Raw genomic sequence first — 22,874 nt, 5'->3', positions numbered from 1 at the left:
CAAATACCGCGAGAGATCGCAGTCGGCGTGTTTGGGCAGCCCCGACTGGCGCCGGACAGCTTCGCTGATCCGCCTGGACGGCCTCGGCCCGCGAGCATCCGCCGCGACATCCTGCCCGCTCCGACCGAAACAGAAAACGCTTCTTCAACTACTCACGATAGGAACTCGATGCCAGCCTTTCCCTCTCTGAGATGCGAGTGGTTCGCCAATCCGCACGCCGATATTCTGGCCGGCATCGTCGTCGCGCTGGCCCTGATACCCGAGGCGATCGGCTTCTCGATCATCGCCGGCGTCGATCCCAGGGTCGGCCTGTATGCGTCGTTCTCGATCGCAACGATCATCGCATTTGTCGGTGGTCGCCGGGCTATGATCTCCGCCGCAACGGCTGCCATCGCCGTACTCGTGCTGCCGCTCATTCGCGATCACGGTGTCGATTACCTGCTCGCGGCGACCATCTTGATGGGCGTATTCCAGGTCATTGCGGGTCTGCTGCGGCTGGACCTGCTGATGCAGTACGTCTTGCGCTCGTAATTACCGGGTTCGTCAACGCGCTCGCCATCCTGATCTTCATGGCTCAGTTGCCGCAGCTGATCCACGTGCCGCCGGTGACCTACCTGCTCGTCGCAGGGGCGCTTGCCATCATTTACCTGTTCCCGCGGCTGACGAAAATGGTGCCTTCGCCGCTGGTCGCAATCATCGTGCTGACGATCATCACCGTTTATGGCGGCATCCACGTCAACACGGTCGGCGACATGGGTAAGCTGCCGACGTCGCTCCCCACCTTCCACTTTCCGCAAGTCCCGCTGACGCTCGAGACGCTGCGGATCATCCTGCCGTTTTCGTTGACGATGGCCGCGGTAGGCCTGCTCGACCCTGCCAGCCGTACGAAAAGCCGTCCTCGCTCTGCTCGCCCCGCCACCGACGGCACGATGTCCGCACTGTCGCAAACGCCGATCCAACCATCTTCTGCCAAAGTAGTGCTAGGCAGGTATCCTATCCGGACCCCTAGTCCTCTGCTTGGCATTTCTCGACAGGATTTCTGAGACTGCTAGTAAGAGGATTATAGCAGCGACATAGATTACACCCCGATATCCGACGTGGCCGGCTATGACACCGCCGATGATTGCGCCCGATGCGGAAGCAGCAGCGCCGACAAACGTCAGCAGTCCGACGGCAAAGCCCCGGCCACAGGACGACGCCCTAAAGAGCTGATCGCTGACAGAAACACTTATGAGGGGCCAAGAAGCCTGGAAGATTCCGACCGCAATCAATAGAACAACACCCTTTCCCTTTTCCAAATTCGAGAGAGCAATCAACGAGAGCGTAGTGAGGCTGGCAAACCGACACACGGTGCCTATGACCAAAACACGCAGAGATCCTAGATGTATGACCATCATCCCACTGATCGCATACAGCGGGAGCCCGACGAGAGTGGCGACTGACAACACAGATGACGATGATCTAATACCGATGTCGAATACACGACGCATGATGACGGGGTATGGTGAAGAAAAGCACGATATTCCAAAGCCTAGGATAAACCATCCTACAAGAAGGCGCGGGAGATCTCCTGGAAAGCCCTGATATGCCTCTGTATCTGGTTGAGTGCTTGGTTCGGGATTTGCAGTAGCTGACCTGCAAACCCGAGCAGGTAGTGTGAACCGGGTCACCCCTGCGGCAGCCACGGCAGCTACGATCCCGGCCATAGTTGCGGCACGTAACGAAAGCCACCCCGCTAAGCCAAATCCTATAGTCGTGCCAATCGAGTTGAAGAGTTGGACATATCCAATTCTACCGCTCCAGTCTTGGGAAGACCTTTCCGCAATGGTAAACACCATTGTTGCTGTGGTTGCAGCTGCCGTTCCAAGACCAATGCAGAACGCGGAGAATAAGAGCGCGGTGAGGCTCGTAACAGAATACAGCCCCAGAAAGCCAAGCGCGATCATTAGGCAACCGGACATCAGAACCAAACGGTGCCGTTCAAACCGGTCCATCCAAAGCCCCACCCCAGGTGCAATGAGCAACCCCGCATTTTGAAGCGCAACAACCGCGCCGATCCGAAAGGGGCGATGTCCGGCGGCGGCGACGACCGACGGCATGAGGATGACAGACAGGCCGTACACGGCGATGCCTAGCAGCAAGTAAGTCAGAAACCAGAGCTCTATCTGGCCGGTTTTGTGTCCCGGCCCCTGCAGCGTGTTCATGTGCTGACGTGTTTCCTTACGGCTCTATGTTCTCGTATGCCCAGCTGAGTCGCTGCGTCATAGCGTGCGGCCCACCTCGTTAATTATACCGGATCGCGTTGACGCTGGCGCTTGAGGACCTCGGCATCGCTGAGCCGCGCATCGTAGATCGAGCGCGGCTCAATAGTACGTGCGATGAGTGTCGCTAGTGCCACGATGAGCAGCATCGGCACGATGAATGCGCGGGCCTGTCCGGTCAGCTCCATCATCAGCACGGTTGCCGAGAGTGGACCCTGCGTGGTCGCGGCTAGCAGGGCGGTGGCGCCAAGCACTGCGAACAGGCCCGGCGCGGTCCCCGGCCAGGCATGGGCGAACGGAACGCCCAGCAAGCCGCCAAGTAGCGCGCCGATCGCCAGCGATGGGGTGAACAGGCCGCCGGGCGTGCCGCTGCCGAGACAGAGGAGTGTAGCAGCCGGCTTCAGCAGCAGCAGCGACAGCAAAAGCAGCGGCGCCACTTGGCCGGTGAAGGCGAGTTGCGCGATGTCGCGACCGTTGCCGAGTAGTTGTGGAAACACGATCGAGATCGCCCCGAGCAGGGTCAGGGTGATTGCGGATGCTGCCAGCCGCCTCGGTCCGCTTGGTCGGTGATGATCTACCCAGGCAACCGCGCGGACATAACCGACCGAGGCGAGGCCGATGATCGGACCGGCCAACAGCGCCCAGACCATGCTGCCCAGCGTGCCTGTGTAGGGCGGGATGAGGTAGGTGGGCGCATTGGGCAGGAATGCCCAGGAGACCCCGGTTGCGATCAGCGAGGTCAGCAGCGCCGGCAGTACGAAGCGCAGCGCCCGTTCGCCGCGCAGCACCTCCAGCGCGAACAGGGCGCCCCCGAGCGGCACGCCATAGGCTGCCGCCATGCCGGCGCCTGAGCCGCACGCCACCAGCAGCCGGCGTTGCTCGTCGGAAAGCCGCACCCGGTCGGACATTACATTGGCGATGACCGCGCCGGTCTGCTTGGGCGCACCCTCGCGGCCAAGCGATGCGCCCATGCCGACGACCAGGATGGACAGCATGGCGCTGCCGAGCGTCCGCAGCGTCGGCAGGCGCCCGGCATGGAACCAGATCGCGGCGGTGATATCGATGCTGTTGGCGGCGGATAGCCGGACCACCAATAGCTGCCCGGCGCCGGTCAGCAGCCCAGCCCCGAGCAGGATCACGAGGTGCTTCCAGGCGGCAGCGCGGCATGCCGCCTGCAGCAGGTCGATCCCGTTTCCCGACCACAGAGTGTGCTGCACCAGCTCCAGGAGTTCGGTCAGCGCCGAGGCGCCGAGGCCAGTGCCGATCCCTGTGAGGAGGACCGTCAGCCAGAAGCCGGCGGCGTCGCGCCGGGCCAGGATCGGGGGGATCACCAAGCGGGTGCCGCCTCAACGGTAGGCACGTGAACTCTGTGCCGGGTGCGTTCAGGTAGCCCTTGTAGTTCCAGATATCGTCGGCAAGTGCGGGCTAGGTCCGGCCCGCCGAAGCTCCGGGATGTTGCCGTTACTGCGGATATAGAAGTCGGATCGCTCGGTGATCAAGACCGCACGCAACCGTGCCAGCCTCGGCTCGGCGTTCAGCGGCACCATGGAGCGCACGATCAAGTCTGCGCTGCGGGCAAAGGGCTTGAGCACGATCACCTCCTGGTTTTGCACAAAACGAAGATACTCAATGGCGGCCGGAATAATAATAAGATCGAGCAGAATTTGACACCGCGATGACGTGACCGCGAGACCTTCTTTTCCGCTTAGAAGATCCACTAGAGACTGAAGGCGTTCGTGAGCGCAGGAGGCCTTCGCTCCCGTGCTGACCTTGCAGCAGGACCAAGTGAGCGAGAACATCCTTCAACCGTCTGCTGAGTAGAAAATCCCTCAAACCGGAATTGCGTGTGGGTTCCCGTCACCAGCGACTTGCAACCTGCGTTGTGCGCCTCTCGGAACAGGAGTTCTCCCGCATGACGACCGTTAAGCTCAACATGATGGATCCTGACAGAGTGGCCTGCCGCTGCACGGTCGTCAGCAGATTCTGTGGCTCTGGCTCGTCCTAGGCCTGAGGTGCCTCGAGCAGGACGTGCACTTGTTCAGCAAAGAGGAGCTTCAGATCCTGATCGATCGCCACCTCTGGCTAACCCTCACTCCCACGGTGGTCGTCCCAGACCATTAAGTGGGATTTTTAGAAAAGCCTTTCCGCCATGGTCGGCAGGCGGAAGCCGACCACCGCGGATATTCACCTGCAGGGCGTGCAGGATGAGCTTCGGCATTGGCAAGGTCCGGTCGCGACCGGTGCGGAGTGCCACGAAGGCGACCTCGTCAGCGACCTGAGCATGAGCATTCTCCCGCTTCTGTTGCGCGACTGTGCTCTCGAATGCCAGTGGTCGACCACCTGGCTGATAGTCGTGCCCGGTAAATAGTCTTGTCTCGTTGGGCAACGACAAAATTGCCTGGACGCTGTGCCACAGCTTGGCGGCATCGCCTCCAGGAAAATCAGCGCGGGCGGTGCCACTATCTGGCATGAACAGCGTGTCGTGGATGAAGGCCGCGTCGCCGACGACGTAGGTCACTGAGCAGAGGGTGTGTCCAGGCGAGTGCATTACCCGGACATCGAGTTCACCGATCTGGAAGCAGTCGCCTTCCTTGAATAGCCGATCCCATTGCGATCCATCGGGCGGGAAATCCTCCGGTAGATCGTAGATCGCTTTCCAGAGACACTGTACCTCGACAACATGGGCGCCGATCGCGGTCGGGGCTCCGGTCACGGCCTTCAGGTAGCCCGCCGCCGAAAAATGGTCGGCATGCGGATGGGTATCGAGAATCCAGGCAATCGTCAGACCGCGCGCGCGGACGTGCTCAAGAATGGCATCAGCAGAGCGTGTGGCGGTACTCCCAGATTTCTCGTCGTAATCCAGAACCGGGTCGATAATCGCGCAGATCTGCGTGTTTGGATCTGTAACGACATACTGGACGCTGTTGGTGCGGGCGTCGAAGAAGCCTGCGACCTCGGGCCTACCGCTCCTTCTTGCGGATGGCCCTTCCGTCTGGCACACACTCAGGCTGCCTTCGCGAAGCTGCGCTCGCGGTGCTTGATATCGAACTCACTGCCTTTCAGCATCCAGTTCCAATACATATAAGGCAGAAAGTTCTGCTTCAGGAGCCAGGCGCTTAGGCGTGGCACGCGCGGGTCGAGCGGGAAGCTGGGCGTGACCTTGCCGCCATAGCCGAACTCTGCGAGCACCACCTTGCCGTAGCCGGTGGTCAATGGGCATGAGCCGTATCCGTCATAGACGGCAGACAGCTTTGCCCCCTCGATGCGGGAAAGCAGGTTGCGCACCACGACCGGCGCCTGCAGCCGCACTGCAGCTGCTGTCTTGGCATTAGTTGTCCCGGCTGCATCTCCGAGGCCAAAGACGTTCGGAAAGCGTGTGTGCTGCAGAGTGGCCGGATCAACGGCGAGCCAGCCGGCCTCATTGGCAAGTGGGCTCTTCTTGACGAAGTCCGGCGCGCTCTGCGGCGGGGTTACATGCAACATATCGAAGTCGCGTACGATCTTGCTGGTCTGTCCGTCCGGACCGGTCATTGTGAAGGTGGCCTTGCGGGCCGGGCCGTCGACCGCCGTCAGGGTGTGCTTATAGTTCAGCTTGATGCCGTAGTCATCGACCGTGCGCTGGAGCGGGGGCACGAAGAAAGGAACCCCGAACAAAACGTCGCCCGCCAAGCAGAATTCGACATCGACCTGATCCAGACGCTTCTGCCGGCGCAGATGATGGGCGGTGAGATACATGATCTTCTGCGGCGCTCCGGCGCACTTGATTGGCATCGGTGGCTGCGTAAACAGGGCGGTGCCTCCGCGCAGGCTTTGGATACATTGCCATGTGTACTCTGCATAAGCGGCTGAGTAGTTGCTGCAGACGCCGTTGCTGCCAAGCGCCTCCTTGAGCCCATCGATTTTCTCCCAGTCCAGCTGCAAACCTGGGCAGACGACGAGCGAGCCATACGTGAGGCGACGGCCATTGGCTAGGATGACGGCGTTCTGCTCTGGCTCAAAGACTTCGGCACGGTTCCTGATCCAGGTGACGTCCTTCGGGATGAGAGTTTCCTCAGGTCGCTGCGTCTGCTTCAGCGAGAACACTCCGGCACCGACCAGGGTCCAGCCAGGCTGGTAAGCGTGGGTGTCGGACGGCTCGACGATCCCAATGCTCAAGCTTTTGCGGTGTCGGCGCATCTCTGCTGCGACAGTGATGCCGGCCGCTCCACCCCCGATGATGACGATGTCGAAGGCGTCGACGCGTGACGGGGCGTTGGAAGCACTCACGGTTGGTCTCCTGCTGGCGATCTAGCGCCTGTGCAAGACGTAACACTTGCAAGCTAACGCTTCAACATCTATCCTATACGTAATATGTGGAGCGAGGGCCTTCTATGGACCGAAAGACCCTTGCGGACGGGCTGACCGCCTCCGCGCAGCTCGAAATTGCGGATTTTGCCGAGCTTGCCCGGCAGGGTGTGACGCTCGTCATCAACAACCGTCCGGACAGCGAGAAGCTGGGACAGCTTAGTGCCGCGCAAGGCAAGCAGGCGGCCGAGAAGGTGGGTCTTGCCTACCGACATATTCCCGTGACGATTTCAACCCTGCGTACCGAGGACATCGATCAGTTCGGAAGGGCCGTGGCGGCCGCCATCGGCCCAGTGCATGCGCACTGCGCCTTAGGCCATCGGTCGGCGACCCTCTGGGTGCTGAGCCAGATTAGGTGCGGTGCGATGACGCGGCCGGACGCGGTTCGCTGGGGTCAGCAGCACCAAGTGGATCTTGCCGACGGTTCTGCCTGGCTCGACCGGCAGCCGACATGAGCGAGCCCGCCCCGTCCGAGCGCACCGGCCCACCGCTGCTGCACGATCCGGCGCCCGATTTCCACGCCCGTACCACAATGGGCGATCGGTCGTTGTCCAGCTATCGCGGCCAGTGGCTGCTGCTGTTCTCGCATCCGGCCGACTTCACGCCGGTCTGCACCAGCGAGTTCGTTGCCTTCGCCAGGGCGGCGGAGCGCTTCACGGCTCTCAACTGCGCGCTCTTGGCACTTTCGGTCGACAGCTTGTTTTCACATCTAGCCTGGATCCGCAGCATCCACGCTCAGTTCGACGTGGTCGTACCGTTCCCGATCATCGAGGATCCCTCGATGGCGATTGCCCAGGCCTACGGGATGATTTCTCCCCGGGCCCGTGATTCTGCCATGGTGCGCGCCATCTTCGTAATCGATCCTGACGGGATCATCCGCGCCATCTCATGGTACCCGATGACCACCGGGCGCAGCGTTGCTGAACTGCTTCGTCTGGTTGCGGCGCTGAAGATGACCGATACGCATGGCGTCTCCACCCCCGAGGCCTGGCAACCGGGAGGGGACGTCATCCTGCCGCCCCCGACGACCGCCTCGGAGGCTCTCGGGGCAAGTGGAACAGGCAGCGACTGGTACTATCGGACAGCCACCCCGGACGCTCTGCCTACGGCAGGAAGGCGACAGCCATGAGCTTCGAACCGCCGTTCGACATCGAGGCTGCTGCATTGACGCTGCGCGCTTTGGCCAACCCGACGCGCCTTGCTGTGGCGCTGCGCCTGCTCCAAGGCCCTTGTACCGTCGCCATGCTGGAGACCGACCTCGAAGCACGCCAGCCGAACCTGTCCCAGCATCTGGCAGAACTCCGGGAGACAGGAATCGTGAATGCGGAGCGACAGTCGCGAAACATGATCTACAGCCTTGCCGGCGACAAGCGACGCCGACTGGTCGAAGCACTGCACGACGGTTTCGGCGGAGAGCAAGCCGGCCGCCCGGTCGCGCCGCCACGCCTGTCGACGAGACCACAGTACCAAGCGGCGGTCTTCGCCCGGATCGGTGCGAGATGAGCCTCCCGTTCCACCCCGGGGAGGCGCTCGCCGGCGGTGCGCTGATCGGTCTGTCGGCCGGTATGCTCCTGCTCTCGATTGGCCGCGTCGCAGGATGCAGCGGCATCGCAGCGCGGCTGCTTGGGCGTCCGGACGGCGACAGCGGGTGGCGGGCAGCCTTCGTGCTGGGTCTGCTGCTCGGACCGGTGCTGCTCGAGCTCGCCACCGGACGGTCCGTCACGATGCAGATCAGCGCCAGTGTTCCGGTGCTGATCGGGGCCGGGCTTCTAGTCGGGTTCGGCACTCGTCTCGGCTCGGGCTGCACCAGCGGGCACGGTGTCAGCGGGCTGGCGCGCTTGTCGAAGCGATCATTCGCCGCGGTTAGTACCTTCATGGTGACCGCGTTCCTGACCGTCTTCGTGGTTCGGCACCTGCTCGGCGCTGCGTCGTGAGGATCGGCGTGGCCCTGCTATCCGGCATCCTGTTCGGGCTGGGTCTCGCCCTGTCAGGCATGATGGACCCTGCTCGGGTGCTCGGCTTCCTTGACCCCGCAGGGTCCTGGGACCCGACGCTGGCTTTCGTGCTGGGGGGCGCCGTCGCGGTGTCGGCCCTCAGTGTCATGCTGTCGCGCCGCATGACACGGCCGCTGCTGGCGAATCGGTTCGACCTACCAACCGTGACCAGGATCGACCGGCCCCTGCTCGTGGGCGCTGGGCTGTTCGGCATCGGCTGGGGCCTGTCAGGTTTCTGCCCCGGTCCGGCGCTGGCCTCGCTTTCTCTCGGTCTGCCTGCGAGCGTGGTGTTCGTGATCGCCATGCTGATCGGGATGGTGCCGCACGACCGGCTGCGGCGTTCGACTAAGGCAGCGCCCGCGACCAGTGGGCGGGCGTGATGCCGCTGCTCGAGCAACTGCTCGCGGTTCTCTGCGGCAGTTTCGTCGGCTTTGCTCTAGGGCTGCTTGGAGGCGGCGGCTCGATCCTGGCCACGCCGCTGCTGATTTATGTTATCGGTCTCGGACCGCACCAGGCGATTGGAACCGGAGCGCTAGCGGTCTCGGCCAGCGCATTCGCCAACTTCGCCTCTCATTTTCGGGCAGGCAATGTCCGCTGGCGCAGTGCGGGTCTCTTCGCGGCCGTCGGCATGCTCGGCGCGTTCATCGGCTCACAGCTCGGCAAGTCGTTCGATGGCAGGAAGCTGCTGTTCCTGTTTGCTATCCTGATGATCGTCGTCGGCGTCAGGATGTTCCGCTCGACGGCGGGGCTGCCGATACAGGACGTTCCAGCCGGCTTTCGCTTCTGCAACCGCAGGAGCATTCCGAAGATCGCCGCCTCGGGCCTCGGGGTGGGTCTGTTATCCGGGTTCTTCGGCATCGGCGGCGGCTTTCTGATCGTGCCTGCGTTGCTGTTCTCCACCGGCATGCCGATGTTGCTCGCGGTCGGTTCATCGCTGTTGGGTGTCGCCGCTTTCGGCCTGACCACGGCAGTGAATTACGCCATCTCGGGTCTGATCGACTGGCCAGTCGCGGCAGAATATATCGGCGGCGGCATTATCGGTGGCTGGATCGGGATGCAGCTCGCGTGCAGACTCTCGAGCCGGAAGACCGTGCTGAAGCGTATCTTCTCCAGCCTCGTCTGCATCGTGGCTCTCTACATGCTCTATGAAAACGCCGCCGTCTTCCACTTGGTCTGAGACAGCAGGCTACTACCTTACGTTCTATTTTCCAGAACGGATCCATCTAAGAATTGGTATTTCCGGATCGATCATCTCGGCGCATTCTCTGGATCAGGTAATGGAACAGGATGTGACCAATGGCTCAGACTGCAGTTCGGGGTCTGGCAGTCGATGCCAACCGGGATGATCAACGTGAGGTTGGCGTGCTAGTCATGTTGGTCGCGGTGCCGGTGATCTGGGCCACCCTGGTGACATCCATGCTAGAGATGACACCTGCGGCCGTCGGTGCCGTGGTTGGCTTAGCCTGTCTGGCAGGTACGGCCGTAGGCATCGGGCATGAATATTATGTTGCGCGCATCTGCCGGCAGCGCCAAGACTAGGAGTTTCCGCCTACTCAGACAGTTATACTGTCAAGCGTATCGTTAACCAGACAAGCCACTACCTCACTGCATCATCTAAGCAGCCTGACTATGCCGTGAGCCTTACCTATCTGCGTGTTTCGAACACCACCGCAACGCATCCGGCGGTCGTCGCGGTGGCACGTGCGATGTCGATTTTCGTGCTCTCACGATTCATGTTCCGCCCGAAGGATCAGCCTGCGCGCCGCCTCGCCAAGCCCGGTCACGAGCAATAGCCCAATCACTACCTGGTTGAACCCTGCCAATTTGCTGTCTCGAGGCCGAGAGCCAAGACGATGGCCGTGGCACCCCCGGCCGGACTGCTCGCCCTGAGAGCGAGTTCAAACAATACCGTCAGTGGCACGGCGATCGCAACAGCCAGTACCCGCGCATAGACCAGCGGGTGACTTCCCATGAAACTCGGCGTGTGGAACGCCGTGGCGACAAATACGCCGATTAACCCAGCCATCAGGCCACAAAACTAACCAACCGCGGTGTTCCACGGGTGAGCACTGGGCTCATCGGGTGACATGACCTGGACAAAGACTGCAGAGCCGAGACTTGGTGCCAGCAGGGGCTGTTGCAGCCAGACCGAGATCAGGGCGACCACACCGATGACGGCGGCGGCCAGAACAGTTTTCAGGAAGGAAGTGGATGACATGCTCGTTGCGCGCGAAGGGCTAGGAATCGAGGCGCTCCCTGATCCGATCAGCAACGCGCAACGCGTTGGCGATAATGGTCAGTGTTGGGTTTACCGCACCGATCGACGGGAAGAAGCTGGCATCGGTTACATAGAGATTGTCGACCTCGTGTGCCCGGCAATCCAGATCGAGCACCGATGTTCTCGGATCGGTGCCGAAGCGACACGTCCCCGCCTGATGCGCCGTTCCGTTGATGGGGATGTTCTTCCCTAGATAGAGGCTGCGATCCAGCAGGATCGGCAGCGCGCCGATCGGCTCCAGGAGGCCCTCCAGCTTGCGCTTCAGGCGCCGTGCCCCCTCCTCGCGGCCCTCCGCAATCGACAGCACAACCTTATTGCCGTCGTAGGAGATGCGGTTGTCGGGCCTCGGCAGGTCCTCGCTTTGCAACCAGAAGTCCATCGAATGCGCGGCCATCTTGTTGAACGGCATCTCCGGCGCCAAGGACAGGAAGGCCGGCAGCGCCTCGCTGCGGATCTGCTCGCCGTGCGACGTCGCGCACATCTGGATCAGACCCATCGGATAGGGCCAATCCGAGTCACCGAAATAAAAGTCGCTGACAGCGAGCGTCTTCTGGAACACGGTGTCGTTCGGCTCCTTCAGGATCGTCATCAGCACGCTCATGTCGTGGCGCATGTAATTGCGGCCGACCTGATTCGAGCCGTTGGCGAGGCCGGTAGGATGGACGTCACTCGCAGAGCGCAGCAGCAACAGGGCCGAGCTCAGCGCACCACACGCGACTACCACGATGTCGGCAGAATAGACTTCGTGCGCGCCGTTGCGCGCCACGTGCACACCGGTGATCGTTCGGCCAGACGTATCAGTTTCCAGCCGCTCCACATACGCGTTGGTAAGCAGCGTGAAGTTGGGATGGGCAGCCAGGGTGGGATCGACGCAGATCACTTGTGCGTCCGCCTTGGCGTTGATGGCGCATGGGAAGCCGTCGAAGGCATCGCAGCGGATGCAGGGTGATGTCGGCGTCGGCTTGCCGTCCTTCTCGTCAAGCAGGATACCGAGCGGAAGGTGGAAGGGCTGCAGCCCCTCCTTCTGCAGCGTATCGCTCAGCGCCTGGATACGCGGCTCGTGCGAGACCGGGGGGTAGGCGTAGGGCTTGCTGGACCATGGCTCGTTGGGGTCCTCGCCGCGCCGCCCGTGGACATGGAACAGGTCCTCTGCCTGGCAGTAGTACGGCTCGAACACGTCGTAGCCGAGCGGCCAAGCCGGCGAGATGCCGTCCGCATGCCGCAGCGCACCGAAGTCGCGCTCGCGCAGGCGGAACAGGGCCGAGCCATAGACCTTCGAGTTGCCGCCGACATAGTAGTGCAGCCCCGGATGGAACCTGGTACCGCCGCGCCCGTACCACGTCTCCGGTGCTTGGTAGGCGCCATCCACGAACACCGTCTTGGCATCCCAATTGGCACGTGACCGCGGCAGGTAGTCGCCACGCTCGATCATCAGGATGCGTTTCCCGGTCGGCGCCAGCCGGTGGGACAATGAGCCGCCGCCGGGACCGCTGCCAATAACGATGATGTCGTAATGGTCTTCTGACGCCATGTGATGAACCCGCCTGTCCGGTTTCGATACCTGCCTGTTCGACGCTCAGCCGCCGCCACGATGCAGCACCGGGCCACACAGCCCGAGCGCGGTGTTGACGACAGCCAGATGGGTCAGCGCCTGCGGAAAGTTGCCTGCAAGGTGTCCAGCCGGTACGTTGTACTCCTCCGACAGCAGATCGACGTCGTTGCAAACCGCCAGGACTCGCTCGAACTGCGCCCGTGCTTCCCCGGCGCGCCCCTGCATCCTGAGGCAGTCGGCCATCCAGCAGGAGCAGGCCAGGAAGGCGCCTTCGCTTGGACCGCTCGGCTTGGCCTTGGTGCGTCGGATCAGCCCGCCCTCGGACAACTCGCGCTGTATGGCGCCGGTCGTCGCCACGATGCGCGGATCATCCGCCGGCAGGAAGCCGACCAGCGGGATGAGCAGCAGGCTGGCATCGAGCTCCTGGCCGCCGTAATATTGCGTGAACGTTCCTAACCCCTCATTCCACCCCTCGCGGCAGACCTCGTCATGGATGGTCTGGCGCAGCGCCTTGAGACGCTCGAGTTCGGTGCGGTCGACGTCCCCGGAACCAGGACCGTCCTGCTCGAGCATACGAAGCATCCGGTCGACGCCGACCCATGCCATGACCTTGGAATAGGTGTATTGCCGGGGCGTCTCGCGGGATTCCCAGACGCCGGAACCCTCGCTGTTCCACACCGTCTCGAGATGCCGGACGATTGCAAGCGATACGGAACGCTCCTCCGTGTTGGGCTCGATACCCCCGAGCCGCGCCAGATGCAGCGAGTCCAGAACCTCGCCGTAGACGTCAATTTGGTGCTGCGTCGACGCTGCATTTCCGACCCGTACCGGTGACGCGTATCGATAGCCGGCTAGGGTGTCGACCTCCCATTCCGAAAGGTGCCTCGACCCGTCGACACGATACATGATGCGCATCCGCTGCGGCGATCCGGCGACGGCTCGCAGCAGCCAGTCACGCCACCTCGCGGCCTCTTCCCTGAAGCCAGCGTTCAGCAGCGCGCCGAGCGTGAACGTCCCATCGCGGAGCCAGCTGTAGCGGTAGTCCCAGTTCATCTTGCCGCCGGGAGCTTCCGGAAGCGAAGTGGTCGGCGCCGCAACGATCCCGCCACTCGGCTGGTGAACCATCGCCCTCAGCGTAATAAGCGAGCGCTTCACCACGCCCGGCCAATCGGTCCTAGTACTATCGAAGCGGCCGATCCACTCACGCCAATTCTGCTGCGTTGCCTCCAGCGCCGCGTCGACATCGATTGGGCTGGGAACTTCTCGATGTGCCGAGCCGTGGCGAAGCACGAAACTAAGCCGGTCGCCTGATCGAACGCTGAACTGTGCGCTCGCGACATGCGACCGCACAGTGACCGGAACCGTTGCGTAAAGGACCAGCAGATCTGCGCCGACTTTCGCGACGAGGCCGTTTCCGTACGGCTCCGACCAGGGCAGCAACGACCCGTAGTCAAAGCGTAGCCGCATGTCGAACCGGAGGGTCACTGTTCCGGTCACCCCCTCGACAATCCGTATTAGCGACGACACCGGGCCAGCATCGCGCATCGGCATGAAATCGATCAGCCGCACGGTGCCGTCAGTCGTGTCGAAGTCGGTCTCAACGACCAGTGTGTCTTCCTGGTATCGACGCTTCGTTTGCGTCACGCCGGCGACCGGCGCAATGAGCCACGCACCGTTATCCGGAGTCCCGAGCAACGCGGAGAAACACGTGTCGCTGTCAAATCGCGGCCAGCAGAGCCAATCAATGGAACCGTCCCGGTTGACCAGAGCGGCAGTTTCGCCATCGCCGACCAGCGCATAATCCTCGATCGGGCTGCTCATAGCGTGTTGACGGCCCGGGAGTGTTGTGTGAGAGGCATCGCTGCGTCCGTTCTTATGCTGGGGATGATGGCCTCGTATGGAAAAGGGGCGATCTGCCCCGCCCATACGGCAACCCCGGTGCCCGGTATTGCCGCCAATAGATCGATTGGTCGCGACTAGATATCGAGCCGTTTGGCAATCTGGTGGACGACGACGACAAGACCGATGCCAGCCGCCGCCCAGAAGGCCGTACGGTGGCGGTCGGTAAACATCTCCCAGCTGCGGCTCTTCGAACGGTTATCAAACCGACCGTGCGCCGCGTAGGCACCCGGGACAGGCTCAAACAGGTTTGCTGGAGCGTTCGGCCCGAGTTTCTCGTCGGTTAGTTGCCCGGAGTATCCCGCCTTGGCCAAATACTTGTCGATTAGGCCCGGCGCAATCCGATTTGCCAAAATCGCCTGCACCGTCGGATATCCAACCCAGACTTGGCGGCGACGGTGCGTGGCGGCAAAAAAGATTGCCCGCGCCGGCACCTCAGGTTGATAAATCGGGGCGACCGGCTTTGCCTTGAAGCCCATCTTGTTCATCGCCCAGTCAAACTGCGGCGTGTTGACGGCCGGAAGGTCGACCATTGTGAGATGCACATCGAGCTTGTCATGGATGATTTCCGAACGAAGCGCATCGGTGAAGCCGCGGATCGCGAACTTTGCGCCGCAATAGATTGACTGCAGCGGCACGGACCGATAGCCGAGTGCCGAACCCACATTGACAATCGTGCCGCGATTGCGCTTACGCATCCGCTTCAGCGCCGACATTGTGCCATGGACCTGACCGAGATACGTCACTCGGGTGCCCCGCTCGAACTCCTGCGGCGTCAGCTTGCTGACCGGCGCGAACACGGTCGCCATAGCGACATTGACCCAGACGTCAATCGGTCCGAGTTCGTCCTCGATTTTGGTGGCAGCAGCTTCAACTGCGGCAGCGTCGGCAACATCAGTGGAAACCGGCAGCGCCCGTACGCCACATCCTCGTGCGTGCGCGGCCGCCTGGTCGAGTCTGTCCTGATCGCGAGCCAGCAGGCCCACATCGTACCCTTGACGGACGAACTCGTCGACGGTCGCTCGGCCTACGCCGGCCCCGGCGCCCGTGATGACGACGATTTTGCCCATGGTAAATCCTTCTCGGTGGATGCAGCAGGGCGCGAGCCGATCAATGACCTTGCGCTAGCTGAGCTTCGATGGAATACGGAAGACGACTTTGGTGGGCGGATAGTTCCTGGCGTGGCCGGCAGGACAGCTCTAGTGATCTGGCCAATATCGCGCGTCCGCCGCGAGGGTACAGCCTCGGCTGATCGTTTAGGCAGAGATCTCCCGTGAGGGCTGGAAATCATTGACCGGGAGGGGGCCAGGCGCCAGGGGATGCCACCGAATCATGGTCCCATCATCCGGCTGTGAAGGTTGATCAGCACAACGAGTGTTCCACTAACCATCAATGCTATGATCATGGAAGAGAACAGAAGCAGTTGGAGGTCAGGCAGGCTGTTGCGGCGCAAGTCGATGTGCAGGAAGCAGCGAAAATGTACCAGTATTTGTGCCAGGCCAAGGCCAAGTACGGCAAACAGCGCAGTGTGGCCCGAGAGCACGTGCTGCCAAACCAGACCGAACGCGATGCTTGTCAGCAGCAGCGACAGGCCGTAGCCGATGACGTAAGGGAGCGTTTCGGTCCGCCGCCTGCGCGGTGTGCTCATGACCCACCTCCGGGAACAATCAACCCTTGGAGGTAGACTACGGAAAAGATCGCGACCCAGATCACGTCGAGGAAGTGCCAGAACAGCGACAACCGGATGAGGTTGATCTTCACCTTCGCGTCGCGGCCGAGAGTTGCAACCTGCGCCACCATTACCAGGATCCAGAGCGAACCAAACGTGACGTGCAATCCATGCACTCCCACCAGGACAAAGAAGCCGGACAGGAAGGCGCTGCGGCTGGCAGTCGCACCATGTGACACCATGGTGACAAAATCGTGGATCTCCATACCAAGGAAGGCGAGGCCGAGTAACAGCGTCAGCGCGAGCCAAAGCGTAAGCCGCTGCGGCTTGTGGTCCCGCTTGAGGCAGAGAGAGGTCATGCCGAAAGTAAAAGAGGAGGTGAGCAGGATCAGCGTCTCGACAAAAGCGGAGCCGATCTTGAATTCATCTGCTGGTCCAGGCCCTCCGGCCCGGGCGCCTAGCATGGTGCCGTAGAGGGCGAAAAGCAGCGCAAAGATCACGGCGTCGCTCATCAGGAAGATCCAGAAGCCAAATACGTCACTCTCGACCTGATGCCTGCTCTCGCGCGGATCGTCCTCCAGATTAAGCCCGGCATGGCGGAGTTGTGGGCCTACGCTGTCCATTCAGCTAGCCCCTCGTTGCGTCGGGACATTTCGCGCTGGCGCGATACCGGCTTCGCATAGTGCGCCTGGGCCAGCCAGCGCCGATCGAACGCCTCCACCTCCGCGGCTGGGATTGTGCGCGTAACGTCACGCAGGAATGAGCGGATGATCACGGTGGCCACGACGACGGCCCCGAACAGCGCAACCAGCCACCAGATGCGCCAGACCAAGCCGAAACCGCAGGCTGCGGCGGACAAACCTACAATGACGCCGCAAGCGCTCGGCTTCGGCAGCTCAATGTCTTGGTAATGGTCAACCGGCTTGTAAGCCTCGCGATTACGTTTGCGCCAGTAGAAGGCGTCGCGACTTTCCACCTGCGGTATGACGGCGAAATTCCACTCGGGTGGTGGGGCGGCCACCGACCATTCGAGCCCGCGGGCATCCCACGGGTCACCGACCGCTACCATGTTGGCGTGGCGATCGCGGATGGACACGAAGAGCTGGACAAACAGCGTCACGAGCGCAGTGAACAGCACGAAAGCGCCAAAAAGAGCCACGTAGAGCCACGGGCGAAACGCTGGATCGAAGACCTCATGCGTACGCCGAGCCATGCCTGAGGCACCAAGGACGTAGAGTGGAAAGAACGCGAGGTAGAAGCCGGTGATCCAGCAACCTGCGCTGATCCAGCCCAAGCGCTCGTTCAGCCGGAAGCCGAAGGCCTTCGGGAACCAGTACATATAGCCGGCGAGCAGGCCGTAGAGAGTGCCGGGGATGAGCATGTTGTGGAAATGCGCCACAACGAAAAGCGTGTTGTGAACCATGTAATTTAGCGGCGGCGTTGCTAGGATCACCCCAGTGAACCCGCCCAGCACGAAAGTAACCATGAAGGCGAGCGACAGTACCATTGGCGGCGTGAACCGCACCTCGCCACGGAACATGGTGAAGATCCAATCGTAGATCTTGACGCCCGTCGGAATGGCAATCGCCATGGTCGCGATACCAAACACCGCATTGATGTCAGCGCTCTGCCCCATGGTGAAGAAGTGGTGCAGCCACACGGTGAAGGACAGCACGCCGATCGCCATGGTCGCGATGACGAGCGACTTATAGCCGTATAGCTCTTTAGATGAAAAAGCCGAGACAACCTCGGAATAAACCCCGAAGGAAGGCAGCACTACGATGTAGACTTCAGGATGACCGAACAGCCAGAACAAGTTGACATAATTCATCATGTTTCCACCGAGATCATCGGTGAAGAAATGCGTTCCAAGATATCGGTCTGCGGCGAGAAGCGCCGTCGCCACCGTAAGAGGCGGCATGGCAAAGATCATCAGGATCGCGGTGCACACTGCAGTCCAGCAGAACAACGGCATCCGCAGGAAGGTCATGCCGGGAGCCCGGAACTTGTAAATCGTGCAGGCGATGTTGATCCCTGCGGTTGTGGAGCCGATCGAGGCCAGGGTTATAGCCCAGATCCAGTAGTCCGGCCCCGGTCCACCGCTAAAGTTCAGTTCCGTGTAGGGCGGGTAGCCACTCCATCCGCCGGTGGAAAATTCGCCCACCACTAGGGACGCCATCATCAATCCTGACCCTCCGGCCGTGAGCCAGAGCCCGACCGAGTTGAGGTAGGGAAATGCCATATCCCGCGCACCGATCTGCAGCGGCACGACATAGTTGACCATCCCGGTCAGGAATGGCATCGCCATGAAAAAGATCATGATGGAGCCGTGTGTCGAGAACAGCTGCGCGAAGTGCCCGGGCTCGACGAAGCCGGGCCCGTTGATCGCCGCCGCCTGCTGGCTGCGGATCAGCACCGCCTCGATCAGGGCGCGCGACAACATGACGAGGGCGATCACGATATACATGATGCCGATCTTCTTGTGATCGAGGCTGGTGAACCACTGCGTCCACAGATACTCCCAAGCTTGTAGCCAGGTGATGAGCGCAATGGTCACCACCGCGCCGATCACCACGATCGACCCGGCTCCCGCGCCGATGATTTCGCTGATGTTCGGCTCGCGCCAGGCTCGCACAAATGGCAGCGCCCCCCAGCTAAGGCTGCCGAGCAGGAAGCCGGTGATGGTCGGGCCGGTCATGGTGGCATCCCCTGGTCGTGTGGCACGTCCCGGCTCACCGCCATCGGCAGGGGAAGCGCCGGCAGCTTCTCGACCTCCAGCGCGTGACCGCTTTTCTGCGCCAGCATCACCACGTGATCGAACAAATCGGGTTCGACCGCGCCGAAAGCGAGCGGATGCGGCAGTGTAGTACGGCGGGTCAGCGTCTCGTATTCCGTAGCGCCCAGCCGATCCGGCTCGGCGTGCATCTCCGCCAGCCAATGTGCATATTCGGCCCCGTCCATGGCATCCACCGCGAACTTCTCATTCTGGAAACCCATGCCGTTGAACTGCACGTTCTCGCCAAGGAAGCGGCCGGAGCGGTCGGCCTGTAGCGACAGCTGTGTCCGCATTCCCGCCATGGCGTAGATCTGCCCGGCCAGTCGAGGCATCAGGATCGACTGCATGACCGTGGCGCTGGTCAGGCTGAGATGCACCGGACGCCCGGCAGGTATCACCAGGCGGTTCACGCTGGCAATACCCTGCTCCGGGTAGATGAAGATCCACTTCCAGTCCGCGGCGATTGCCTGGATCTCCAACGCGTGACCAGGGAGCCGCTTGTAGGGATCCAGCCGGTGGGTATCACGCCAAAGAAAGGCCGCCAGGATCACAACGATGGCGCTGGGCGGGATCCAGATCAGGCCCTCGAGTGACCAGCTGAATCCCCACTGCGGCCGGTAGGCGCTCCGAGTGTTTGACAACCGGTAGTGCCAAGCGACCAGGGGCACCAGCAGTAGAACCGGGCCGATCACGAAGAGCATGATGAAGCAAACAACGATCCATTCATGACGGATCGCGCCAGCAATGGGACCGGCTGGGAACAGAAAGCCGCGATTGAGTGCGCCGCATCCGGCCAGCGATAAGGCTGCGCCTGTCAGGATGGCGCCAGACAGAATACTCCGCACCCGGTTTACGATCGACGATGCTCCGCACAGGCGGTCAGGGTGAGCGAGATAGACCGTTATCAGCTGCAGTAACATGACACGAACTAAGGAGGCCTGCATACTCACGCCGGAGAAAGTGAGACTTCTTTTAGATCTGGAAATGCCGGATCGCGCTCGCTGCTTCACGGATGATGTCTCTGCGGCGGCCAGACATTTATGACAGGCGGCAGGGATGCTCGTGATTTCGCATGATGCTGCTTCCTTCGTGCCGTCGGAGACGGTCATGGAGTTCCCCAGGTCGAGGGCATTTGGCCGCGTACGGCATGGTCGTAGCGAACCTGCGGAGCCAGTCGATCCCGTCGTTCGTGTAGCCTAGCCATGCAGAAGAACCGGAAGGTCAAGGTGAGCGAGAACATCCTTCGACGTTCCGCCGATGAGAAGGTCGCTGAACCAAGATTGCGTGTGGGCTCCCATCACCAGCAAATCGCAACCTGCTTTATACGCCGCTTGAACCAGGAGCTCTCCAGCATGACGACCACCGAGCTCAACATGATGGAGTTCGATGGGAACGCCGTTCCGCCGCAGGGTCGTTAGCAGATCCTGTAGCTTTACGTCATCCCGGGCTTGTTGTGCCTCGAGCAGCACGTGTACCTGTTCCGCCATTAGAAGAAGCTTCAGAGCCTGATCGATCGCCGCATCGAGCTGGACGCCAGCCTTCCAGGCGACTGCGGGGCGGGCGCCGATCGTCCGAGGTGGTTCCACCGGAACCACGACGATCGCGCTAGTGCGTTCTACCAGCACTGTCTGAATCGTTGCGGCCGCCGTGGTTGGTTCAGGCCCTCCGCGGCGCCGGCCACGACTAGTCGTGCCTCGCGGGCTGCCAGAGTTACGATGTCGGCTACAATACCTTCAACTTATTCAAAGACCAGTGCACTGCCGTTATCTGATTTCCAAGCCTGGAAGATGCGGCTGAGTTCGGCTGACTGAGTGTCCTGGTAGTGGGCAAACCGCTTGCGCCGGTCGTCGGTCATTACCTCCTCAGTCGGCATGAAGCTCGGATCGCAGCCGGGTCTCGGATGTAGAATGCGCGCCCGGCTACATCCGTATTTGAGGGAAAGCAGAGCTCCTGTCTGCAGCACGGATCGAGCCGTTGCAGAATCGTTTAGAATGCACGCGATATGATCCATTTCAGGCGTCCTGATGCTGCATGAGGACAGGAAGATCGGCGCTGCGCAGCACCCCTTCCGTGGCACCGTCGAAGAGCTGCTCCCGGAGGCTGCCGTGGCTGTAGCTGCCCATGACGAGCAGATCCGCGCCGGCTTCGTGTGCCATTTCCACCAATTTCGCACCCACCTCGCTGTCCGGCTGGGAGGGTGCTGTCACCACTTCGAATGGCATGCCGCCAAGAACATCCTCCAGACCCATAACCTCGGCGGCGTCCCCGATCTGGAGCACCACAACCCGCTTGGCCTTCGATAGGAGGGGCGCAACCGTCCGGACGACCTTGCGGTCATGGACGCCACCCTCCCACGCAATGGCCATGCAGCATCCGATGGGTGCCACCGTACTCGCCGGGAGCAGAAGTATCGGGCGTCCGGAGCGGACCAGAGCTTCGTGGACCCGTTCCCGAGCCGCCCTGTCACCGGGCTTCTGTTCCAGAAGCAGCAGGTGAGCACTACGGCCATGCTCGGCGACCGCAAGTGTTCCGTCGCCATGCACCTCGATCCACCGCGCGCTGCGTCCTTTGGCCCGCTCCCCCGAGACCCAGCCGTCGAGTGTACTGCGCATCGCTTTGACCCAGTCGCGCCGCTGCTCGGACACGGCCCGGCGGCGTTCTTTTGTCTGCACCTCCTCGGTCAGCTGCAGATCGGCCAGAACGGGTCCATCTATGGCGAGTGCGATCGTTTGCCCGCCCTCGACTGCCATGAGCTGATCTGCAACCGCGAGCATGTTCGAGACGCTCTCCGGACGATGCAGCGCCACCAAGGTGCTGCTACTCATCGTCCCCGGTGCCGCGTCGCTGATTGCCCCCAGTCGCGAAGTACGAAGGAGGAGCGCCAACGAGTAGGCAGCCGCTACGCTCCCAAGGCAAAGCACCACCGAGAGCACGATATTGCCGAGCGCCTGACCGGTACGGCCATCGCGGGCCAGCTCAAGCGTCTGCAGGCTGAAAGAGGAAAAGGTGGTGAAGCCGCCACAGATTCCGACCATCACAAAGGCCCGTATATCGAATGGCACCGCGAAACGACCATCAGTTGCCGTCAACGTTCCAAAGAAACCGATCACGAACGAGCCGACGATGTTGATAAGGATCGTCCCCCAGGGGAAGGCAGGCCCTGTCAGCGCGACCATGAGGGACCCGATCCAGGCGCGCAGGACGCTGCCGATCGCGCCGCCGACCGCAATCAGGAAATAGTTCAGCATGCGAAAGTGACCTGGACGGGGTCATGACTGACCAGGCATCGCGTAGATGGCTTCAGGACCATGAACACACTCCTCCCGCGGACTTCATGTCCGATCGGCAGGAGTCATCAGCCCACGACGGGCGGTTAAAGGGAAACCCCATTCCCTGGGACTCTACCTCGCATGACGCGAGAAACTTCTCAACCGGTCAATTGACTAGAAGCGCTGCACTGACTGGGCACGGTAGACCGCCCGCACCACCTCGGATCATCTGCCTCAAACGATCGACTGATTCGATCGAATGGTTCTCAAAGCAAGTCTTTTCTGATTGACCGTGGCCTCGTAACTTTGGTGTCAACGAAACTTCGGTAGCAGCCAATGCCGCCCTCTGGCGCCGGCGGATCTACTCCCGGGAATCGAGCCTTAGATCAATGGAGATAACCGATGCTGACAAATCACCTGAGCCGGCTGACCTTGCTGGCGATCCTGTCCGGAGCCATCGCGGGCCTGGCCGACGGCGGCGCGGCGTTCGCCCAGGAGCAGATCAAGGTCACGGCCCCACACCATACTGCGCGAGCGCAGACCTACTACTCTGATCCCACCAACCCGCATATTGACAAGGACGGACTGCTTCCAAACGGCATCGTTGCCAATGTGGGCTGTGTTGGCTAGACCGCCTCGCCCGAACCGCTGCGTGGCTGATCTTCTGCAGGTGCGACCTGTCGCACTAGGGGCCGCAACGTTTGGTTGCGTGTTGAGCCGCGGGAAGTATGCAGTCAGGCGGGTTCGGGCTAGAGCGGCAGCTTGGCCGTTGCTGGACGCGTCGCCGGTCGCACTATCGACGGCGAGACCGGGATGTGGCTTGGCTCTCGCA

Annotated in this window: 21 protein-coding genes, 2 pseudogenes and 1 riboswitch; of the genes and pseudogenes, 8 read left to right on the top strand and 15 right to left on the bottom strand. The window is 61.7% G+C overall.

Annotated features, from left to right (window positions below):
* Positions 1–168: 168 nt before the first annotated feature.
* Positions 169–872, top strand: a pseudogene (locus FE263_RS18130) (SulP family inorganic anion transporter); the annotation flags it as partial.
* A 108-nt stretch (positions 873–980) separates the two neighbouring features.
* Here the strand turns inward: FE263_RS18130 and FE263_RS18125 are convergent.
* The 5 genes from FE263_RS18125 to FE263_RS18105 form a co-directional block, all read right to left on the bottom strand.
* Entirely contained in the window at positions 981–2,204 is a 1,224-nt protein-coding gene (locus FE263_RS18125) for an MFS transporter (RefSeq protein ID WP_138327449.1), read from the bottom strand.
* An 83-nt stretch (positions 2,205–2,287) separates the two neighbouring features.
* Entirely contained in the window at positions 2,288–3,592 is a 1,305-nt protein-coding gene (locus FE263_RS18120) for a chloride channel protein (protein WP_240759920.1), read from the bottom strand.
* 51 nt (positions 3,593–3,643) lie between these two features.
* Positions 3,644–4,060, bottom strand: a complete 417-nt coding sequence (locus tag FE263_RS18115) for a hypothetical protein (protein ID WP_138327447.1) — start codon at positions 4,058–4,060, stop codon at positions 3,644–3,646.
* A gap of 290 nt (positions 4,061–4,350) precedes the next feature.
* Positions 4,351–5,262, bottom strand: coding sequence for an MBL fold metallo-hydrolase (locus FE263_RS18110; RefSeq protein WP_205880440.1), 912 nt, complete (start codon positions 5,260–5,262; stop codon positions 4,351–4,353).
* Positions 5,263–5,264: 2 nt separating this feature from the next.
* Complete coding sequence (locus FE263_RS18105) at positions 5,265–6,527, bottom strand: NAD(P)/FAD-dependent oxidoreductase (RefSeq protein ID WP_138327445.1); 1,263 nt, start codon at positions 6,525–6,527, stop codon at positions 5,265–5,267.
* A gap of 104 nt (positions 6,528–6,631) precedes the next feature.
* On the opposite strand from FE263_RS18105, the gene FE263_RS18100 reads away from it, so the two are divergent.
* The 6 genes from FE263_RS18100 to FE263_RS18075 are packed head-to-tail and all read left to right on the top strand — an operon-like array spanning position 6,632 to position 9,776.
* Complete coding sequence (locus tag FE263_RS18100; RefSeq protein WP_138327444.1) at positions 6,632–7,060, top strand: TIGR01244 family sulfur transferase; 429 nt, start codon at positions 6,632–6,634, stop codon at positions 7,058–7,060.
* Positions 7,057–7,734 carry a peroxiredoxin gene (locus FE263_RS18095; RefSeq protein ID WP_138327443.1) on the top strand — a complete coding sequence of 226 codons (678 nt, stop codon included), beginning with the start codon at positions 7,057–7,059 and terminating at the stop codon, positions 7,732–7,734. The genes FE263_RS18100 and FE263_RS18095 overlap by 4 nt, the downstream gene beginning before the upstream one ends.
* Positions 7,731–8,108 (top strand): ArsR/SmtB family transcription factor, encoded by a 378-nt coding sequence (locus FE263_RS18090; protein WP_138327442.1) that lies wholly within the window; start codon positions 7,731–7,733, stop codon positions 8,106–8,108. Before FE263_RS18095 ends, FE263_RS18090 begins: the two co-directional genes overlap by 4 nt.
* Positions 8,105–8,539, top strand: a complete 435-nt coding sequence (locus FE263_RS18085) for a YeeE/YedE family protein (RefSeq protein WP_138327441.1) — start codon at positions 8,105–8,107, stop codon at positions 8,537–8,539. The genes FE263_RS18090 and FE263_RS18085 overlap by 4 nt, the downstream gene beginning before the upstream one ends.
* An 8-nt stretch (positions 8,540–8,547) precedes the next feature.
* Complete coding sequence (locus tag FE263_RS18080; RefSeq protein ID WP_338086742.1) at positions 8,548–8,979, top strand: YeeE/YedE family protein; 432 nt, start codon at positions 8,548–8,550, stop codon at positions 8,977–8,979.
* The gene (locus FE263_RS18075; RefSeq protein ID WP_171034196.1) at positions 8,979–9,776 is read left to right on the top strand and encodes a sulfite exporter TauE/SafE family protein; all 798 of its coding nucleotides are present in this window, start codon (positions 8,979–8,981) and stop codon (positions 9,774–9,776) included. The genes FE263_RS18080 and FE263_RS18075 overlap by 1 nt, the downstream gene beginning before the upstream one ends.
* Positions 9,777–10,836: 1,060 nt before the next feature.
* On the opposite strand, the gene FE263_RS18060 is transcribed toward FE263_RS18075, so the two are convergent.
* The 10 genes and pseudogenes from FE263_RS18060 to crcB form a co-directional block, all read right to left on the bottom strand.
* Complete coding sequence (locus tag FE263_RS18060) at positions 10,837–12,408, bottom strand: GMC oxidoreductase (protein ID WP_138327437.1); 1,572 nt, start codon at positions 12,406–12,408, stop codon at positions 10,837–10,839.
* 45 nt (positions 12,409–12,453) lie between these two features.
* Positions 12,454–14,250: a glycoside hydrolase family 15 protein gene (locus FE263_RS18055; RefSeq protein ID WP_138327436.1), complete on the bottom strand. Its 1,797-nt coding sequence runs from the start codon at positions 14,248–14,250 to the stop codon at positions 12,454–12,456.
* A gap of 155 nt (positions 14,251–14,405) precedes the next feature.
* Positions 14,406–15,398 carry an SDR family oxidoreductase gene (locus FE263_RS18050; protein ID WP_138327435.1) on the bottom strand — a complete coding sequence of 331 codons (993 nt, stop codon included), beginning with the start codon at positions 15,396–15,398 and terminating at the stop codon, positions 14,406–14,408.
* A gap of 260 nt (positions 15,399–15,658) precedes the next feature.
* A complete protein-coding gene (locus FE263_RS18045) occupies positions 15,659–15,976 on the bottom strand; it encodes a cytochrome o ubiquinol oxidase subunit IV (RefSeq protein ID WP_138327434.1) in 318 nt (105 codons plus the stop codon).
* Positions 15,973–16,620: a cytochrome c oxidase subunit 3 gene (locus tag FE263_RS18040; RefSeq protein ID WP_138327433.1), complete on the bottom strand. Its 648-nt coding sequence runs from the start codon at positions 16,618–16,620 to the stop codon at positions 15,973–15,975. The genes FE263_RS18045 and FE263_RS18040 overlap by 4 nt, the downstream gene beginning before the upstream one ends.
* On the bottom strand, positions 16,608–18,668 hold the full coding sequence (locus tag FE263_RS18035; protein WP_456306580.1) for a cbb3-type cytochrome c oxidase subunit I: 2,061 nt from the start codon (positions 18,666–18,668) through the stop codon (positions 16,608–16,610). The genes FE263_RS18040 and FE263_RS18035 overlap by 13 nt, the downstream gene beginning before the upstream one ends.
* Before the next feature lie 23 nt (positions 18,669–18,691).
* A complete protein-coding gene (locus tag FE263_RS18030) occupies positions 18,692–19,882 on the bottom strand; it encodes a ubiquinol oxidase subunit II (protein WP_205880439.1) in 1,191 nt (396 codons plus the stop codon).
* Between the two features lie 87 nt (positions 19,883–19,969).
* Positions 19,970–20,398 (bottom strand): universal stress protein, encoded by a 429-nt coding sequence (locus tag FE263_RS18025; RefSeq protein ID WP_171034195.1) that lies wholly within the window; start codon positions 20,396–20,398, stop codon positions 19,970–19,972.
* 387 nt (positions 20,399–20,785) lie between these two features.
* Complete coding sequence (locus FE263_RS22835; protein WP_276611230.1) at positions 20,786–20,995, bottom strand: universal stress protein; 210 nt, start codon at positions 20,993–20,995, stop codon at positions 20,786–20,788.
* 657 nt (positions 20,996–21,652) lie between these two features.
* A pseudogene (gene crcB / locus FE263_RS22635) lies at positions 21,653–22,021 on the bottom strand (fluoride efflux transporter CrcB); the annotation flags it as partial.
* Between the two features lie 91 nt (positions 22,022–22,112).
* Positions 22,113–22,176: riboswitch (Fluoride riboswitch) on the bottom strand.
* A 268-nt stretch (positions 22,177–22,444) separates the two neighbouring features.
* On the opposite strand from crcB, the gene FE263_RS18015 reads away from it, so the two are divergent.
* The gene (locus tag FE263_RS18015; RefSeq protein ID WP_138327429.1) at positions 22,445–22,672 is read left to right on the top strand and encodes a hypothetical protein; all 228 of its coding nucleotides are present in this window, start codon (positions 22,445–22,447) and stop codon (positions 22,670–22,672) included.
* The last annotated feature ends 202 nt before the right edge of the window (positions 22,673–22,874 follow it).

Origin of the sequence: Lichenicoccus roseus (assembly GCF_005844085.1) — a bacterium.
Classification (GTDB): Bacteria; Pseudomonadota; Alphaproteobacteria; order Acetobacterales; family Acetobacteraceae; genus Lichenicoccus; species Lichenicoccus roseus.
Note: the sequence above shows the minus strand (reverse complement) of the source record. Positions and strands in the feature narration are given on the sequence as shown.